General features: G+C 64.0%; 10 protein-coding genes and 2 pseudogenes. 9 read left to right on the top strand and 3 right to left on the bottom strand.

Features of this window, described 5'->3' with window-relative positions:
- Window positions 1–5 precede the first annotated feature (5 nt).
- From AB4O25_RS03665 to AB4O25_RS03630, 8 genes and pseudogenes are all read left to right on the top strand, one after another.
- Window positions 6–938 (top strand): DUF58 domain-containing protein, encoded by a 933-nt coding sequence (locus AB4O25_RS03665; protein ID WP_017527930.1) that lies wholly within the window; start codon window positions 6–8, stop codon window positions 936–938.
- Window positions 935–1,429 carry a DUF4381 domain-containing protein gene (locus AB4O25_RS03660; protein ID WP_017527931.1) on the top strand — a complete coding sequence of 165 codons (495 nt, stop codon included), beginning with the start codon at window positions 935–937 and terminating at the stop codon, window positions 1,427–1,429. Before AB4O25_RS03665 ends, AB4O25_RS03660 begins: the two co-directional genes overlap by 4 nt.
- A pseudogene (locus AB4O25_RS03655) lies at window positions 1,422–2,207 on the top strand (VWA domain-containing protein); the annotation flags it as partial. The gene AB4O25_RS03660 and the pseudogene AB4O25_RS03655, both read left to right, overlap by 8 nt.
- A 300-nt stretch (window positions 2,208–2,507) precedes the next feature.
- A pseudogene (locus tag AB4O25_RS03650) lies at window positions 2,508–4,241 on the top strand (tetratricopeptide repeat protein); the annotation flags it as partial.
- Between the two features lie 3 nt (window positions 4,242–4,244).
- Complete coding sequence (locus AB4O25_RS03645) at window positions 4,245–5,885, top strand: BatD family protein (protein WP_135196551.1); 1,641 nt, start codon at window positions 4,245–4,247, stop codon at window positions 5,883–5,885.
- 195 nt (window positions 5,886–6,080) lie between these two features.
- Window positions 6,081–7,322 carry an exonuclease SbcCD subunit D C-terminal domain-containing protein gene (locus AB4O25_RS03640; protein WP_460150506.1) on the top strand — a complete coding sequence of 414 codons (1,242 nt, stop codon included), beginning with the start codon at window positions 6,081–6,083 and terminating at the stop codon, window positions 7,320–7,322.
- Complete coding sequence (locus AB4O25_RS03635; RefSeq protein WP_460150504.1) at window positions 7,319–10,957, top strand: AAA family ATPase; 3,639 nt, start codon at window positions 7,319–7,321, stop codon at window positions 10,955–10,957. Before AB4O25_RS03640 ends, AB4O25_RS03635 begins: the two co-directional genes overlap by 4 nt.
- A complete protein-coding gene (locus AB4O25_RS03630; protein WP_065878415.1) occupies window positions 10,954–11,547 on the top strand; it encodes a glutathione S-transferase in 594 nt (197 codons plus the stop codon). The genes AB4O25_RS03635 and AB4O25_RS03630 overlap by 4 nt, the downstream gene beginning before the upstream one ends.
- 47 nt (window positions 11,548–11,594) lie before the next feature.
- On the opposite strand, the gene AB4O25_RS03625 is transcribed toward AB4O25_RS03630, so the two are convergent.
- From AB4O25_RS03625 to AB4O25_RS03615, 3 genes are all read right to left on the bottom strand, one after another.
- Window positions 11,595–11,777: a hypothetical protein gene (locus AB4O25_RS03625; RefSeq protein ID WP_017527938.1), complete on the bottom strand. Its 183-nt coding sequence runs from the start codon at window positions 11,775–11,777 to the stop codon at window positions 11,595–11,597.
- A 157-nt stretch (window positions 11,778–11,934) separates the two neighbouring features.
- The gene (locus AB4O25_RS03620; RefSeq protein WP_065878411.1) at window positions 11,935–13,110 is read right to left on the bottom strand and encodes a lactonase family protein; all 1,176 of its coding nucleotides are present in this window, start codon (window positions 13,108–13,110) and stop codon (window positions 11,935–11,937) included.
- On the bottom strand, window positions 13,097–13,387 hold the full coding sequence (locus AB4O25_RS03615) for a DUF5629 family protein (RefSeq protein ID WP_065878409.1): 291 nt from the start codon (window positions 13,385–13,387) through the stop codon (window positions 13,097–13,099). Before AB4O25_RS03615 ends, AB4O25_RS03620 begins: the two co-directional genes overlap by 14 nt.
- Window positions 13,388–13,559: 172 nt before the next feature.
- On the opposite strand from AB4O25_RS03615, the gene AB4O25_RS03610 reads away from it, so the two are divergent.
- Window positions 13,560–18,194 (top strand): hypothetical protein, encoded by a 4,635-nt coding sequence (locus tag AB4O25_RS03610; protein ID WP_460150501.1) that lies wholly within the window; start codon window positions 13,560–13,562, stop codon window positions 18,192–18,194.
- Window positions 18,195–18,238 lie beyond the last annotated feature (44 nt).

The raw sequence follows: 18,238 nt of genomic DNA, 5'->3' as shown, positions 1-18,238 counted from the left end.
AGCCGATGAACGCCAGCGATGGTATCCGCGTCACGCTCAGTGAGTTGATTGAGATGCGCCACCGCGTGCGCGAAGTGCAGCTGTTTTCCACGCCCAGTCAGCGCAGCCCATTGATCGGCCTGCACCACTCCAAGCTGCGTGGGCGCGGGGTCGACTTCGACCAAGTGCGCGTGTACCAGGCCGGCGACGATGTGCGCACCATCGACTGGCGGGTCACCGCACGTACCCAGGAGCCGCATACCAAGCTGTTCCACGAAGAGCGTGAACGCCCGATTTTCATCATGGTCGAGCAAAGCTGCCGGCTGTTTTTCGGTTCGGGGCAGATGTTCAAATCCGTGCTCGCGGCCCAGGCGGCCAGCCTGATCGGCTGGGCGGCGCTGGGGCATAACGACCGGGTCGGCGGGTTGGTGTTCGGCGACAACGAGCACTACGAAATCAAACCGCGACGCAGTAAACAAAGCCTGTTGCAACTACTGAACCGCCTGGTGCGGGTCAACCAGAGCCTCAACACCGAAAGCCGCCCGGAAGCCGACGCCCTGGGTATGGCCCTGCGCCGTGGCCGCGAGGTGCTGCGCCCCGGCAGCCTGGTGATCGTGATTTGCGATGAGCGTGCGTTGAGCGAAGGTGCCGAACAACAGTTGAGCCTGCTGTCACGCCATTGCGACCTGCTGCTGTTACCGGTCTCTGACCCGCTGGACCATGCCCTGCCCGCCGCCGGGCTGCTGCGTTTTGCGCAGAGAGGCGCACAGTTGGAACTGGACACGCTCAATTTCGATTTGCGCCAGGCCTACAAAGCCCAGGCCGAAGCACGCATCGCCCGCTGGGAATTGCTCGCACAGAAGCTGCGCGTGTTGCTGATGCCCTTGAGCACCCAGAGCGAAATGGTCGAGCAACTGCGCGAATACCTCAACCCGCAACGCCCGGCTAAAAAACAATGAGCAACCTCGACCAACTGCAACCGCTGATCGCCCCGCCGCCCATCGGCTTCTGGCCACCCGCGCCGGGCTGGTGGGTGTTGCTGCTGGTAATCCCTCTGCTCGGTTGGGGGTTATGGTCGCTGCGCCGTTTTGTGCCCGCGCGGCGCCCGCTGGCGCGTGCCGAACAACCGCTGGACCCGCTGCGCATCGCCGCCCTGGCGGAACTGGCACTGATGCCCAAGCCCTACGACGGCGCGCCTGCCGGTGCCTGGCTGCAACAACTCAATGGCCTGCTCAAGCGCCTGTGCCGCAACGACTACCCCTATAGCCAGAGCCACACCCTCAACGGGCGCAAATGGCTGGCATTCCTCGACAACCGTTGCCCGGCCGCCGGCCTCACGCGCTGGATGGTGCTGGTGGAAGGCGCCTACAAGCCCGAATGCAAACTCGACGACAAGGCCATCGCCGGCCTGACCCAGGCCGTCGACACCTGGATTCGCAAACATGTTTGAGTTCGCCTGGCCGTGGATCTTCGCCCTGCTGCCCTTGCCCTGGTTGATGCGCTTGATCCTGCCGGTGGCCGACAGCGGCGAGCCGGCACCTAAAGTCAGCTACCTCGGCGACCTCGAAGGCCTAGCCCGGCGCCGTGCCCGCGCGAACCTGCCGGGCTGGCGCCAACAAGCGCCGTTCGTGGTGCTGTGGCTGCTGCTGTTGAGCGCCGCCGCACGCCCGCAATGGTTGGGTGAACCGCTGCCGATTGCCGCCAGTGGCCGCGATTTGCTGGTGGCGGTGGACGTGTCCGGCTCCATGGATTTTCCCGACATGCACTGGCAGGACGACGATGTAAGCCGACTGAGCCTGGTCAAGCACCTGCTCGGTGACTTCCTTGAAGGCCGCGACGGCGACCGCGTGGGCCTGATCCTGTTCGGCAGCCAGGCCTACCTGCAAGCGCCGCTGACGTTCGACCGGCGCACCGTACGCACCTGGCTGGATGAAGCGCGCATCGGCATCGCCGGCAAAAACACCGCCATCGGCGACGCCATCGGCCTGGCGCTCAAACGCCTGCGCCAGCGTCCGGCGCAAAGCCGCGTGCTGATCCTGGTCACCGACGGCGCCAACAACGCCGGGCAGATCGACCCGCTGACCGCCGCGCGCCTGGCGGCCGAAGAAGGTGTGAAAATCTACCCCATCGGCATCGGCGCCGACCCGGAGCAAACCGGTTCCCTGGGCATCCTCGGCGTCAACCCGAGCCTGGACCTCGATGAACCGGCGCTCAAGGCCATCGCCGCAGCCACCGGCGGCCAGTACTTTCGTGCCCGCGACGGCGAAGAACTGCAAACCATCAAGCAGACCCTCGACCGACTCGAACCCGTCGAACAACAACCGACCCAGGCGCGCCCGGCCCAGGCGCTCTACAGTGGCCCATTGGCGCTGGCGCTGATTCTGAGCATGTTGCTGGTGATTCAGGAACGTTGGCCGAACAATGCGCTTGCAACGCTGGTTCAACAAACTGTCGAGCAAGGGGATCTTCCTGCAACAGCACCCGCAATGGCGTCAGCGCCTGCAACGCCTGCGTTTGCGGAGGCGTCGATGATCGACCTGTGGCCGCACTGGTTCCGTCCCTGGTGGCTATTGCTGCTGCCGCTGCTCGGCTGGTTGCTGTGGCAGTTATGGCACCGGCAAAAACGCGCCGGCCGCTGGCAGATGCTCCTGCCGCCGGCCTTCCATGCCGTGCTGCTCAGCGGTGGCAATGGCCGCGAGAGCAAATCCCCCTGGGTGGTGCTTGGCATGGCCTGGCTGCTGGCCGTGCTGGCATTGCTTGGTCCCAGTTGGCAACGGGTGGAACAAACCAGCCAGAAGCCTTCCGACCCGTTGGTCGTGTTGCTGGAGCTGACCCCGGAAATGCTCGCCACCGACAGCCCGCCCAATCGCCTGGAGCAGGCACGCCGCAAACTGTATGACCTGCTGCAGGCGCGCAGCGATGCGCAAACCGCCATCATCGTGTACGCCGGCAGCGCCCACACCCTGGTGCCGCTGTCGGACGACCTGGCCACCAGCCGCAACCTGCTCGAAGCCCTGCGCCCCTCGATCATGCCCGAGCCCGGCCACCGCGCCGACCTGGCCGTGGAGAAGGCCCTGGGCCTGCTCAACCAGAGCGGCCTTGGCCAAGGGCGCCTGCTGCTGATCGGCTCGTCGTTGTCCAAACAGGAACGCCAGGGCATTCGCCTACTGCTGCAAAGCAACCCGTCGCCGCCCTTGTCGATTCTGGGCATCGGCAGCCGCGAAGGCACACCGGTGACCCAGGAAAGCGGCGAGTTCCTCAAGGACGAACAAGGCGCGATCCTGGTGCCGCGCCTCGACAGCCCGACGCTCAAGGCCTTCGCTAGCGAGATGGGTGGGCGTTACCGTGCGGCGCGCCTGGACGACAAAGACCTGCGCCAGCTCGGCGTGCTCGACCCGCCGCAAGCCCTGCGCAACGACGGCCAGTTGCTGCACCTGGACACCTGGGCCGACCAGGGTTACTGGCTGCTGCTGCCCTTGCTGCTGCTGGCGGCCTGCGCCGGTCGCCGTGGCTGGCTGCTCTGCCTGCCGCTGCTGCTGATGGCCGCGCCGCAGCCCAGCTATGCTTTTGAGCTTCAGGACCTGTGGCTGCGCCCCGACCAGCAAGGCCAATACCTGCTGAAGAAAAAGCGCCCGGCCGAGGCCGCCGAGCATTTTCAGGACACCCAATGGCAAGGCGTGGCGCTGTACGAGGCCGGCAACTATGCCGAGGCCATCAAACGGTTTGCCGAGGGCAACGATGCCTACTCCCATTACAACCGCGGCAACGCGCTGGCCAGGTCTGGTGAGCTGGAAGCCGCCATCGACGCCTACGAACAGGCCCTGGAAGCCCAGCCCGACCTGCAACCGGCGCTGAAAAACAAGGCCCTGGTGGAAACCCTGATGCAGCAGCAGGCGCAGCCCGAGCCCGAGCCGCCGGCAAAAAACGAAGATGACGAAACCACCCAACCCGGCCAAACTGCGCAACCGGGTGCCACGGGGCAAAACGCCACGGGTGGCGAGGAATCGGCCCAGGGCCAGGGCGAAGCCGGCGCCGGTGATACCCAGGCCGGCGCCCCGACGCACACCGGCAATAACGAAGTACCGGGCAGCGAGCTGGGCGACGAGCGCACCACCACGCCGCCGCTGCTTCCCGCCAACGCCAGTCTCGACGGCGAACATCGCCAAGCCCTGGAACAATGGCTGCGGGAGATCCCGGACAACCCCGGCGAGCTGCTGCGCCGCAAATTCTGGTACGAACAGCAACAACATCAGGACAAGACCTCGATGAGCCGCCGCACCACCCTTCTGCTTCTGCTCGCGTTATCGGCAAGCGACGCCCAGGCGGCGAACCTGGTTGCCAGCGTCGACCGCAGCCGCCTCAATTCCGGCGAGACAGTAGAACTGACGGTGGAATCGAGCGACGTCACCCAGTTCGGCAAGCCCGACCTGTCGCCGCTGGATGCGCAGTTCGAAGTCAGCGGCACGCGCCAGCTCAACCAGCTCACCACCCTGGGCGGCGATAATCACGCCACCACGCGCTGGATCATCACCCTGCTGCCCAAGGAAAACGGCACGGTGGTGATCCCACCGTTGCAGGTGGGCGACTACCAGACCCAGCCGATCAGCCTGCAAGTGATGGAAACCGCCAGCCAGAACACCAACGCCGAACTGGCGCCGGTGTTTGTCGAAGCCAACCTCGACCAGACCAGCGTGTACGTGCAGGCCCAGGCGCTGTTGACGGTGCGCGTGTACCACTCGGTGTCGCTGTATGACGACAGCAGCCTCACCCCCTTGCAAATTCCCGATGCACGCGTGGAGCAGTTGGGCGAGTCGCGTACCTACGAAAAAGTCATCAACAGCATCCGCCACGGCGTGATCGAAACCCGCTATGCGATCTACCCGCAGCACAGCGGCACCCTGGATATTCCGACGCAGACCTTCAGCGCCACGTTGGTGGAACCCCGCCCGCCACAAGAAAACACCCTGCAAGGCACCAAGCCCGGCAAGCTGATCCACGTGAGTTCGGCGCCGCTGGCGTTGGCGGTCAAGCCCAAGCCGGCGCTGTATCCGGCCGACACCCCCTGGTTGCCGGCGCGCAGCCTGACCCTGAGCGAAGGCTGGAACCCGGAGCCTGAGCATGTACAAGTCGGCGATTCCCTGACGCGCAGCCTCACGGTCAAGGCCGAAGGCCTGTCCAGCGCGCAACTGCCCGCACTGCCGAGCACCGACATCAATGGCCTGCGCCGCTACCCGGACCAACCGGTGCTGGGCAACCAGACCAGCGACCGCGGCCTGATCGGCAGCCGCGAAGACCGCGAAGCGCTGGTGCCCAACCGTATGGGTACGCTGGAGTTGCCGGCCGTTGAAGTGGTGTGGTGGAACACCCACGAAGACCACCTCGAACGCACCAGCCTGCCCGCACGCACCTTGCAAGTGGCCAACAACCCGAGCCTGATGGTGGACACGCCCGCCACACCCACCATCATCACCGCGCCGGACGATAGCCGCCTGTGGCTGTGGCAACTGAGTACCCTGCTGCTGGCCTGCACCACCCTGCTGGGCTTCGGCCTGTGGTGGCGCGCACGCTCGCAACCGGCGGTACTGCGCGCCGCGCAAACCGGCCCCAGCCCACGCACCTTGCTCGACGACCTCAAGCGCGCCACCCAGGCCAACGACCCGCACGCCACCCGCCAGGCCCTCGACGCCTGGGCGCGCCAACAGCCGGAAACCCTGGCCGACATGGCGGCCCGGTTTGTGCCGCTGTCGGACGCGCTGGATGGCTTGAACGGCGCGCTGTACAGCGAGAGCGGCCATTATTGGCTGGGTGAAGACCTGTGGCGCGCGATCAAGGCCATTCCGATGGCCGAGCGTGAACTGGAAACGGCAGCGGATGCCACCAGCTTGCCGCCGCTGTATCCCAAATGACCCACTCTCTCTGGCATCACAAAATGCCTGTGGGAGGGGGCTTGCTCCCGATGGCGGTGAGTCAGTTACAGATAAGCCGGCTGACCCAACACTATCGGGATCAACCCTCCCACACTCGACCGGCGTCATCCCGGGCACCCCATCGGCTTTTACAGGTAAACTCCCCTCCTTTTCATCTTCTCGACGGAGTTCGCCTTGCGTCTGTTCCACACCTCCGACTGGCACCTTGGCCAAAACCTGCACGGCCAGGAACGCGACTTCGAACACGCCTGTTTCCTTGAGTGGCTGCTGCGCCAACTCAATATCCATCGCCCGGATGTGCTGCTGATCGCCGGCGATATCTTCGATACGGTCAACCCGCCGCTCAAGGCCCAGGAGCGGCTGTATGACTTCATCATCAGCGCCCACGAGCAAAACCCCGACCTGACCATGGTGATGATCGCCGGCAACCACGACTCCGGCTCGCGCATCGAACTGCCCGCGCCGTTGATGCGGCGCCTGCGCACCCATGCGCTGGGCCGCGTGCTGTGGCTGGACGACGGCCAACTGGATGCCGAGCGCCTGCTGATTCCCCTGCCGGATGCCAAAGGCAAAATCGCCGCCTGGTGCCTGGCCCTGCCCTTCCTGCGGCCGGCCGAAGTCACCGGCGCCCACCTGGGTGACGATTACCTGCGCGGTATCGGCCAGGTGCACGAGGGGTTGATCGCCGCCGCCAACGCCAAACGCAAAAAAGGACAGGCGCTGATTGCCATCAGCCATGCGCACATGGCCGGTGGTTCGGTGTCGGAAGACTCCGAACGCAGCCTGATCATCGGCAACGCCGAAGCGCTGCCCGCCAAACTGTTCGACAAGAGTGTCGCCTACGTTGCCCTCGGCCATTTGCACAAGCCGCAAAAGGTCAATGGCGAAGAGCGCATTCGCTACAGCGGCTCGCCGATTCCACTGTCGTTTTCCGAAATCGGCTACAAACACCAGATTCTCGATGTGACCTTCCAGGGCCAACGCCTGGTGAGTGTCGAACCGCTGCTGATTCCCCGCTCGGTCGACCTGCAACGCCTCGAAGCCGCGCCGCTGGCGGATATCCTCAAGCAGCTGGCAGAGCTGCCCGACATCGACCTGCTCGCCGAAACCCAGCGCCACCCGTGGCTGGAAGTGCGCGTGCGCCTCGACGAACCGCAACCGGACCTGCGCCAGCAAATCGAAACCGCCCTGCAAGGCAAGGCCGTGCGCCTGGTGCGCATCGCCGCCGAGTACGCCGGCGAACGCGGCAGCGATGCCACTGACGAAGAGCGCTTGATCGAACTCGACCAGCTCACGCCCCAGGAGCTGTTCAGCCGCGCCTGGCAAGACAGCTACGGCAGTGAAGTGGACGAACAGACCTTGCAGGACTTCGCCGTGCTGCTCCAGGAAGTGCAACACCAGGAGGAGCAGCCATGAAGATCCTCGCCATCCGCCTGAAAAACCTCGCCTCCCTCGCCGGGCCGTTCGAGATCGACTTTACCGCCGAGCCCCTGGCCAGCGCCGGGTTGTTTGCGATTACCGGGCCGACCGGCGCCGGCAAAAGCACCTTGCTTGACGCCTTGTGCCTGGCGCTGTTTGGCGCCGTGCCGCGCCTGGGCGATACCGGCCAGGCCAAAATGCCCGATGCCGACAGCGATATTTCCATCGGCGACCCGCGCACGCTGCTGCGCCGCGGCACTGGCGGCGGCTATGCCGAGGTGGATTTTGTCGGCGTCAGCGGCCGTCGCTATCGGGCGCGCTGGGAGGCCAACCGCGCACGCGACAAGGCCAGCGGCAAGTTGCAGAACAGCCGCCAGAGCCTGATCGACCTGGACAGCGAGCAACTGCTGGCCAGCCAGAAAACCGAATACAAAACCCAGTTGGAACTGGCCCTGGGCCTGAATTTCGAGCAGTTCACCCGCGCCGTGTTGTTGGCGCAAAGCGAATTCAGCGCCTTCCTCAAGGCCAACGACAACGAGCGCAGCGAACTGCTGGAAAAACTCACCGACACCGCGCTGTACAGCCAACTCGGCCGCCGCGCGTTCGACAAGGCCAAAGAGGCCAAGGACGCCCACAAGCAGTTGCAGGACCAGGCCACCGGCGTAGTGCCCCTGGCTGCTGAAGCACGCGCCGACCTGGACCAGCAACTGGCCGACGCCCAGCAACAACTCAAGACCCGGCAGGCCCAACTCAAGCAGTTGGAGTTGCAGCACACCTGGCTCAAGGAATTGCGCGAGTGGCAGGAGCGCCAGCTCAGCGCCACCGAGCAACTGCAACGCGCCGAGGCCGAGTGGGCCGGCCAGGGCCAGCAACGCCAGGACCTCAGCCGCCTGGAACAGTTGGCGCCGCAACGCCATCACTTCGCACGCCAGGCGCAACTGAGCGCATTGCTGACGCCTCTGGCCGCGCAGATTCAGCAGCATATCGAGCAGCAGAGCGCGCTGCAGCTACGCCAGGAACAAGCCCAACAGCAGCAGGCAGCCGCCCAGGCCGCCTTGGCCGATGCCCTGAAAAACCAGGGCGATGCGGTCGCGCCGCTGCGTCAGGCTTTCGACGAACAAAGCACCCTCGCCCACTTGACCAAAGACCTGGCCAAGCGCACCGAAGAGCACCTCCAGCAGCAAACCGCCTACACCGAAGGCCAAACCCTGCTCAATGGCTTGCTCGAAAAGCAAGCGCAGGTTGCCGGGCGCCTGCAACGCCTGGGCGCCGAGCTTGAGCGCAGCACGGCCCTGGCGCCGTTGAGCGAGGGCTGGACCTACCAGCGCGAGCGCCTGCAACAACTCATGGTGATTGGCAGCCGCCTGAAAAAGGGCCAGGAAGAACTGCCGCAACTGGAAGAACGCGCCACCCGCGCCGCCGAACAACTCAGCGCACAACGCGAGTCGCTGGACCTGCTGTACCAAGAGGCCGGCGCCGAACCCCATGCGGTGGCCGAGCAGATCCAACTGCTCGCCAGCCTGTTGCAGGACAATCGCAAGCAGCAGCGCGCCTTTGAAGACCTCACGCGCCTCTGGGACAGCAGCCAACAGCTGGACCAGCAAGCCGTCACGCTGACGCAAAAACTCGCCGACGCCCAGCAACAGCGTGAACAACTCAACAAGGCCGGCCTGCAAGCCAAGGCCGAACTGACGGTCGCCGAGCAGACGCTGACAGTGACCAAGCAACTGCTCGAACGCCAACGCCTGGCGCGCAGTGCCAGCGTCGAAGAGTTGCGCGAGCAGTTGCAGGACGACCAGCCCTGCCCGGTGTGCGGCAGCCATGAGCACCCGTACCACCAACCCGAAGCGCTGCTGCAAAGCCTCGGCCGCCATGACGAAACCGAAGAGGCCACGGCGCAGAAAGCCGTCGACACCCTCAAGGAACAACTCACCGAGCTGCGTGGCGAAGTTGGCGGGCTGATCGCCCAGCAAAAGGAGTTCCTGCACCAACAGGAGCAAGTGGCCGCGCAACAACAGGCGCTCCAGCCCAGCCTGGATGCACATCCGCTGGCCGCTTCGCTGTTCAACCAGGACGCCGCCAAACGCAGCCCCTGGCTGGCCCAGCAACTGGCCCAACTGACGCAAAGCATCAGCCAGGACGAACAGCGCCAGGCCGCCCTGCTCAACCTGCAACAAAACGCCGGGCGCTTGCAGCAACAATTGCAAGCCGCCCAGGACGCCAGCCAGCAAGCCCGTCAGTTGCTGGTGGACCAGCAGCGCGAACTGTCCAACGACCGCGAACGCCTCGACGAAGAACTCAACGCCTTCGCCAGCCTGTTGCCGGCCGAAACCCTGGAGGGTCTGCGCAAGGAGCCCGCGGCAACGTTCATGCAATTGGACCAACAGGTCAGCCAACGCCTGGAGCAACTGGGCCACCAACGTGATGAGCTGGCCGAGCAACAGGAACGCCAACAGGCCATCGAGAAACAACAGACCCACCAACAGCATCGCCAGCAGCAACTTGAGGCATTGGCCCAGCAGGTCGGCGAGCTGGCCACACATCAGCAAGCCGCCGAGGGAAAACTGCGCGACTTGCTGGGCGAGCACCCCAGCGCCGACCAGTGGCAGCAGCGACTGGACCAGGCCGTGGCGCAGGCGCGCCAAGGCGAAACCGACGCCAACGCGCACCTGCAAGAGACGCGCAATGCGCTGGTGCAACTGGCCGCCGACCTCAAGGCCCAACAGGAACGTCAACAGGCGCTGCTCGCCGAACAGCAGGCGCTCGACGCCAGCCTGCGCGAATGGCGCGCGTTGCAGCCCGAGCTGGATGATGCCGGCCTTGCCCGCCTGCTGGCCTTCGACGACGCGCACCTCAACGCGCTGCGCCAGCAATTGCAACACAGCGAGAAGGCCGTGGAACAAGCCAAGGTCCTGCTGCAAGAGCGCGAGCAGCGCATGGCCGAACACCAGGCCCTGCACAACGGCAACCTGCAAGCCGAACAACTGGACAGCGCCCTCGCCGCCCTCAACCAGCAACTGGCCGAGGGCGACAAACAGGTGGCTGAACTGCGTGCGCGCCAGGCCGAAGACCAGCGGCGCCAGGACGCCAACAGCGCCCTGGCCGACCAGATCGCCAGCGCCTACGACGAGTGGCAACGCTGGGCGCGCCTGAATGCACTGATCGGCTCGGCCACCGGCGATACGTTCCGCAAGATCGCCCAGGCCTACAACCTTGACCTGCTGGTGCACCACGCCAACGTGCAACTGCGCCAACTGGTGCGACGCTACCGCCTCAAGCGCGGCGGCAGCATGCTGGGCCTGCTGGTGATGGACACCGAAATGGGCGACGAACTGCGCTCGGTACATTCGCTGTCCGGCGGCGAGACGTTCCTGGTGTCGCTGGCACTGGCTCTGGGCCTGGCGTCGATGGCGTCGAGTACGTTGAAAATCGAATCGCTGTTTATCGATGAAGGCTTCGGCAGCCTCGACCCCGAGTCGCTGCAATTGGCGATGGACGCGTTGGATGGCTTGCAGGCCCAGGGCCGCAAGGTAGCGGTGATTTCCCATGTGCAGGAAATGCACGAGCGCATCCCGGTGCAGATCCAGGTCAAGCGTCAGGGCAACGGCTTGAGCACCCTGGAGGTCAAGTGAACGAGGCGCTGCTGTATTCGTTCAGGCGCTGCCCTTATGCGATGCGGGCACGCCTGGCGTTGCGCTACTCAGGGGTCGCGGTGCGCATTCTAGAGGTCAGCCTCAAGGCCAAGCCGGCCGAGATGCTGGCGCTGTCGCCCAAGGGCACGGTGCCGGTGTTGAGCGTGAACGGGCAGGTGATTGATGAGAGCCTGGCGATCATGCAATGGGCCCTGGCGCAAAACGATCCTGATGACTGGTTGCTCCAGGGTGAGCCGAGGGTGTTGGCGCTGATCATGGAAAACGATCAAGCGTTCAAACACCACTTGGATCAATACAAATACGCCGAGCGCTACCCACAGCAACCGATGGAATTTTATCGGGCGCAGGGTGAGGTGTTCTTGCAGCGGCTGGAGGGGTTGCTGGCGCAGCGAGACTACCTGCTGGCCGATCATCTGAGCCTTGCCGATGTGGCGCTGGCGCCATTCGTGCGCCAGTTCGCCCATGTGGATCGAGAGTGGTTCGCGGCGACGCCGTATCGGCGCTTGCAGGATTGGTTGCGGCGGTTTTTGGAGTCGCCGCTGTTTATCGCCGTCATGGCCAGGCCTTAACGCAAAGTCGGAGGGGGGCCAACTCAGCTTGCCCCCCACATTGGATTTCAGTGTGCTTGAACCTTGTGATCCAACGCGGCGTAAAAATTGGCGCTTTGTTGCAGGTATTTGTGGGTGTAGGCGCTGGTGCTCGATGGCTTGCCGGCGACTTCCACACTGGCCGCAGCCGGCAGTGCAACAGTGGCCGATACGGCGGAAGCAGCGATAACAGAGAAGAGATTGAAGTTCATGGCGGTAACCCTTGTGTTCGTTTGGTTGAGTGGCCGGGAAGGCCTTGGAACCAAACTTACGCTCCGAGGGTTACGCCTTAGAAATGCTTTGAAACAGTAGCCGCTATCACTGCAATTAATACAAAGGCTCAGGCCCTCGCACGGCGGGGCCTGTGGCTTATTGACGCAGCAGGAACTTGAGGTCGCTGGGCGCATCGATCGGCATTTTTTGCACGGTTTTACCCAGCAGGCCGGTGTTGGGGTCACGTTCGACCACTACGATTTCGTTGCTTTTCTGGTTGGCGATCAGCAAAAACCTGCCGCTGGGGTCGAGGCTGAATTCGCGCGGGTGGTCGCCCTCCACCGAGCGCTGCTGCACTTGCTTGAGGTGCGCGGTGGCCGGGTCAATGCTGAACACCAGGATATGGTTGGCCGTGCCACGGTTGCTTACATACAGGAACTTGCCATCGCTGGAGGCGTGCAGCGCGGCGCCGGCTTTGTCCGACACCGGTTGCCCGGCCGCATAGTCCACCAACTGGGTTTGGGTCAATGTGCCGTCGTGGTAATCGAACACCGCGACCTGGGCACTCATCTCGGTGGTCAGCCAGGCATGCTTGCCATCGGCGCTGAACAGCAGGTGGCGCGGGCCACTGCCCGGCGGCAATTGCACCGAGGCCGGGGCGGCCGCGGTCAACGGCTGCTCGTGGCTGGCCTTGGGGTCGTAACGGTAGACAAAGACCTTGTCGGCCCCCAGGTCCTGCACAAACACGTACTTGCCGTCCGGCGACGACACGACCGAATGCACATGGTTGGACGCCTGGCGTTCAGGGTTCACGCGGCTGGCCGGGTGCCCGCTCAGTTGCACCGGCGGCGACAGTTTGCCGGTGGTGTCCACCGGCAGGATCGCCAGGCTGCCGCCCGGATCTTCCTGCACCGAATAGTTGGCGACGAACAGGTAACGCCCGTCAGCGGCGACGCTGGAATGGGTGGGCTCGTTGCCCAGGCTCTGCACCTGATTGATCAGGGTCAGTTGGTGGCTCTGTGGGTCGATGCGGTAGCTGCTGACGCGGCCGACGGCGTCTTTCTGCCCTGGGCCGTTCTCGTTGACCACAAACAGGTGCTTCTGGTCCTTGGAGACCGTGAGCCACGAAGGGTTGGCCGCCTTGGCCGCCAATACCGGCTTGCCCTGCAACCGGCCGGTACGGCTGTCGAACTGCACACGGTAAATGCCTTCGCTGGTGCCGGCGGTGTAGCTGCCCACCAACAGTTCATAGGTGTCGGCGGGTGCGGCCTGTACCGACATCGCACCCACACTGCCCGCCATCAGCAGGGGCCAGAATTTACGCATCATCATCGGCTTCGTCCTCGTCGTTATTGTTGTCGCCTTTGACAGCCTGCAGGCAAGCCAGGTGATGCTCACCGTCGTCATTGCTCAAGCGCCAGCGCTGCAAGGACTCATCAAAGGTCGCGGCCTTCAGTTGTTCTGGACTGAACGTCCAACGCTTGAGTTCCCGACCGTCCATGCTTTCGATGCGCAAAGCTTCCTCGAAGGTGAAATCAAAGGCGTGCAGTCCGTCGATGATCAGCATATCGCTGTCTTTCAGGGCGGTGCTCAGGTCAAGGGCATTCATCACAAGTCGATCATCTTAAAAAGAAAGGCCGCCATGATAGGCGAGTTTCGCCCACACACCCACCGCTACCGTGAGCCTTGAGGTAACCCGATACCCCTTCTCCCCCTCTGGAACGGCGTTAAGTAATCGCGCATCGCTGCGATGCTCGATTATTCATTCCGGAGAACACTACATGCCGTCCCCCTCGCCCAGCGTGGCCAACACTGTCAGCGCGATGTTCGCCGACCGCCCCAGTTTCGAATCCGTTGTACAAAATCTACTGGCGAAGACCATCGCCGAGCAGTACCCCGACCTGAACCTGAACCTGGACCAGGTCCGACTGGCCAGCCCTGCCCCCACTGCCGGTTGGACCCATCAACTGCTCATGCCCCGCGTGCTCGACTACCTGGCGACGGGCGCCGCACTGGGCATGGGCGAGGTGGACTCGCGCGCGCCGTTTCTTACAGAACAGCCGCCGACCCGCTTGAGAACCCGCGCAGGCGCTGCACTGGATATGCAGCGCATCGACACCCTGATCAAAGAGCTGCCCTGGTCGGTCCCGATCGCCCTGCAAAACGCGCTGACCGACTACTGGAACAACACCGACGACCCGGCCCACAGCCGCTGGCGCCAGATCAGCGACCTGCTGGCGCAAACCCTGCAAATCGCCACCCTGAAACAACCGGGCCTGAGCGACGTGGAGCGCGAGACGCTGCAACAGATCATCGACTGCGCTGACTACGATCAACGCCAGGCGCAAAACGGCCCGACGCAGACCTATGTGTACGCCCTGGAAACCCGTCTTGACCAACAGGAGGCGTTGCTGAGCCCAGACCTGCTGCTGGTGCGCACCGTGCAGACCCGGATCATCGTTCTGCTGTGCCGGCCCGATGGCATGATCAAGTCGTTCGCCTCGATTGACGCGTTCGGTCAATATTGGGGCGCACACATTGCCGATCAGTACCGTTTCGATACGCTGACCTGGACGCGCTACGAGGTGCAAGGCAATGTGTTCGACCAACAGGCGGCGCTGATCCTCAACCAACAATTGAGCAACCTGCAAGCCCTGCGCCTGCCCTGCACGCTGGGACGAGCCACCCTGCAAGCGCTGTTTCGCGAACTCAGTGACCCCGCACGCTACTTTGCCGACACCCCCCAGGCCGACCCGCTGCTGGCGAACCTGGGGCGCACGCAACTGCCGGCCTGGCTGCAAAACGCCTCGCCCACTCAACAACAGGCCTACCGCCAATACAGCCTGGGGTTGGCCGGCAGCAAAATCCTCAACAAAGGCCAGACGTTTCTCAGCGGCATTAGCGATATTCGTCGCTACACCGTCGGTGTGCTGTGCAAGGCCCTTGAGGCTGAACAGCAACGCGCCCTGAGCGGCGACGAGCAGCCCTCGCTCCCAGCCAGCTATGACCCCGATAACGTGCTGCTCACCTTCACCAAATACGCGGGCTACCCCGGCGCGCCCGGCATTGCCGAGGCCAGGCAGATGAGCCTGACTGAATTGGCCATCACCAATCTGGCCGGGCGACCCGACGGGACCCTCACGTTGAAACACCGTGACGGCCTGACGCTGCCGAGCTGGTTGACGGCAGACTTCATCACGCGCACCGACGGCCTGATCGAAAGCGTCGACATCGGCCAACGCTACCCCGACGCTCTGAAACAACAGCTGCTGGGCGACGCCCCGCCCGTGGAAGCGCGTACGCGCCTGTTTGCCGAGCAACTGCGCTATCAATTGCCCCTGCAAGCACTGGAAACGCACCTCAAGCAAGAAGGCGGGATCACCGCCACCGGCGCCCGCTACGTCGCCGCGTTGGTACAACCCGGGGCCGATGCGCGCAAGGTGGACGATCAAGCCGTGGCCATTCGCTGCCTGGCGTTGCTGCGCAAAGCTGAAGCGGTACCGGACATCGTCGCGAACATGTTCATCATCGAACCGCTGGACAACACGCAAGGCCCTCACCTGCTTTACCGCCCGCTGTACGCCGAGCCGCTGCTCGAATTCGCCACGCGCCAAGCGTTGCTCACTGCCATCGCGCAGCCGGGGGCGTTGCAAACCAGCGTGCTGACCTGGCTGTCCGACAAGGCCCGCCCGATCTACGACAACGGCGGTTTCCAGGAGCCGCATTACGTACGTTTCGGCCAGGGCGACGAGTTCGCCCCGCTTGAAACCCCGGCGCCGGCGCAACTGGCCAATGACGGCGCCAGCCACGAACTGCTGCAATACCTGCTCAACGGGCAATTGATGCAGTACCTGTACGGCAGCAACGCCAGGGCGCTGGTCGGCCAGGCCAGCCATGAATCGGTGTCCACCCGCAGCAGCCGCTGGTCCGCGCTGATGGAAGCCGGCGGCGTGGTGTTCAATACGCTGTTGCTACCGCTGCTGCGCGGGCCGGCGTTATTCACCGCCTGGTTGATGACGCTGACCGCCAGCTTCGAGCGGGACGTGCCCGCGCTCAACAGCGCGGATCCGGTCACGCGGGAATTGGCCGCCGCCGACGTGGTGCTGAACATGGCAATCGTACTGGGTGAGCTGGCCCCAACGGCGACAGCCGCCGCGCCATTGCCAACCGAGGTCACGGAGGGCGCACTGCGTCTGCCCGCACCGCGCCGCTTGCCGGAGCAGTGGCCGCAACCCAAGGCAGCCGCGATCACCGAAGGGGTGGTGGTCATGGCCGGCCAGTTCCCAGGCGAGCGGCGCACAGCCTTGGATATGGGTTTCGCCGGCGCACACCGGCGACTCTCGGCATTGCAGCAGGCGCGCCTGTTGCGCCTCAAGGTGCCGCGCCCGGCGGCGTTGCCGCAGCCGGTTGTTTATGGTCCGCGTAAAGGGCTGTACGTGATCCACAAAGAATGGCACGTGTTGATTGAGCAGAACCTGTACCGGCTCAGATTGCTGGACGACGACAGCGTGGTGATCGTCGACCCGTTCGACACCACTCGCCAAGGGCCCTATGTACGCGCGGATGCTCAGGGCCGCTGGTCGGTGGACCTCAACCTGCGCCTGCGCGGCGGCATGCCGCTCAAGCGCGTGGCAGCGGAGCGCGAGCGCAAGGCCAAGCGGAAACTGCAACTGACCGACCAGTACAACGACTTCGTGGCCCAACAGGTCGCGCTGCAGCAGGCGCTGGATGTGTCCCAAAGCGTCATGGAAAAATCCGAGCAGGACCCACGCTTCACCGCGTTGCAACGCGCCAGCCAACGGCGCAAGTTCGAGACCGCCCTGGAAAATCAGACCCGCGTGTTCCAACAGCTGCTCGATACCCAGGACGAACGGGTGCAACACGGCATTCCCTTGCCCGCGGATACCCTGCTGGTGCTGATGGAAAACACCATCAACAACGCGCGCAAAGCCGTGGTGATCGCGGAAAAAGACCGAGCGCAGCTTTACGCCGATAACCGCAGCTTCACCACGGGCGGGCTGCAACTGCGGCAAATCATCCGCAATCAATACGCCCGCTACCTGGCATTCATCAATGAGCTGATCGGGATCAATGAGCGCAGCATCCGCAACCTTGAACTCAAGGACCGGCAACTGGCGGCCCTGTATAACCTCGGCGAGGACGGCGTTAAAACCTACGAACGCCTGACAGCGGACCGGCCGGAAGATGAAATCAGCGCGCTGGGGGTGACCAAGCTGCAACTGCTGAGCCTGCGCGTGCTGAGCATCAAGGAGGTGGAACTGGACCTGATGGAAGGTCTGAACGCAATCATCGAGCCGTTGAATGTGCAGGTTCGCTCCCACTCCGAACTCAAGCTCACCGAACTGAGCCCGGTTGAACTGCGCGAAGCCCTGGAGAGCCTGGTCGAGCATTACGGGCAGGCACTGGACGGCCTACAGGGGTTGCGCGAAGTCAACGGCGAAGAGCTGGAAACCGAGCACTTCAATAAGATGTTCACGCTGGTCGAAAAACTCTACGAGGACGCCAGCCAACAATTGGCCAGTGAAGTCAAACCCGACCCCAAACCCCGTCGGCGCCCACCCAAACGCCCCAAAGTCAGAACCGGGCGGGCTTCCAAAAAACTCATCAGGACGCGCAGCGGCGGTGTGGTGATCGGTGACCTCACACCCGCCGCCACCAGCCAGTCGGTCGACCTGGTCGAGGTGCGCTCGGAGGACGATAACCAGCTCATCGCCACCTACTCACGCCGTGAAGCCGAGATCTGGGACGAAGTGCGCGTGGTACGCAAGCCGGACCCGCTGCCGTCCCGACCGATCAACGAGCTGCGGGGTAAAGCGCGCAAGCTGTTCAGCCAATTGGACGGCCACCTGAGCGGTGCCGAGCGCTATAAAAAACTCTGCCGTCACCCACAGGAAATCCAGGAACTGCTCAGCAACGAAGCCTCGCGCCTGGACAAACTCGCGACCGAACTGGGCACCGCGATCCAGGCGCAGCCCAGCGCGTCCAGGCTGGCGGCGGACCAGGGCCTGGTTGAGCAGATGCGCGAAGGTGTCGCGCGACTCCTGCGCAAGGGGCATGAGCTGCGTATCGCGTTGAGCCTGGAACTGCCCCCCACCAATGGCAACCTGCAGTTTCTGGTCGATCAAAACCTGGTGCAGGTCGCGGCGCTCGGCGAGCGCATCGCGATGACCGGTGCGCGTAAAGACTTCATCCAGGAATATGCGATCAATGACCGCGAGGGCTACCCGCTGTGGTACGCACACTTTCACTACAGCAGCGCGCAAACGCCCAAAGCCGATTACAGCGTGGCGCACCTTAAAACCAAAGAGCAACGCCGTCAGGAGTTATTACGCCTTGCTGGAGAAAGCGCAAAGCTCACAGGCGGTGGTAGACATTCATCGCGGCATGCTCGGTAAACCACTGGCCGAACGCTGGTTTTTACCGTTGGCCCACTGAAGGC

Source organism: Pseudomonas sp. S3_A03 (genome assembly GCF_054668275.1).
This window is presented reverse-complemented; position numbering and strand designations above follow the sequence as displayed.

Bases quoted from the DNA above. Each gene is read 5' to 3' on its own strand.
- AB4O25_RS03665 (WP_017527930.1), top strand. From the start codon at position 6: ATGAACGCCAGCGATGGTATCCGCGTCACGCTCAGTGAGTTGATTGAG.
- AB4O25_RS03660 (WP_017527931.1), top strand. From the start codon at position 935: ATGAGCAACCTCGACCAACTGCAACCGCTGATCGCCCCGCCGCCCATC.
- AB4O25_RS03645 (WP_135196551.1), top strand. From the start codon at position 4,245: ATGAGCCGCCGCACCACCCTTCTGCTTCTGCTCGCGTTATCGGCAAGC.
- AB4O25_RS03635 (WP_460150504.1), top strand. From the start codon at position 7,319: ATGAAGATCCTCGCCATCCGCCTGAAAAACCTCGCCTCCCTCGCCGGG.
- AB4O25_RS03625 (WP_017527938.1), bottom strand. From the start codon at position 11,777: ATGAACTTCAATCTCTTCTCTGTTATCGCTGCTTCCGCCGTATCGGCC.
- AB4O25_RS03620 (WP_065878411.1), bottom strand. From the start codon at position 13,110: ATGATGATGCGTAAATTCTGGCCCCTGCTGATGGCGGGCAGTGTGGGT.
- AB4O25_RS03615 (WP_065878409.1), bottom strand. From the start codon at position 13,387: ATGAATGCCCTTGACCTGAGCACCGCCCTGAAAGACAGCGATATGCTG.
- AB4O25_RS03610 (WP_460150501.1), top strand. From the start codon at position 13,560: ATGCCGTCCCCCTCGCCCAGCGTGGCCAACACTGTCAGCGCGATGTTC.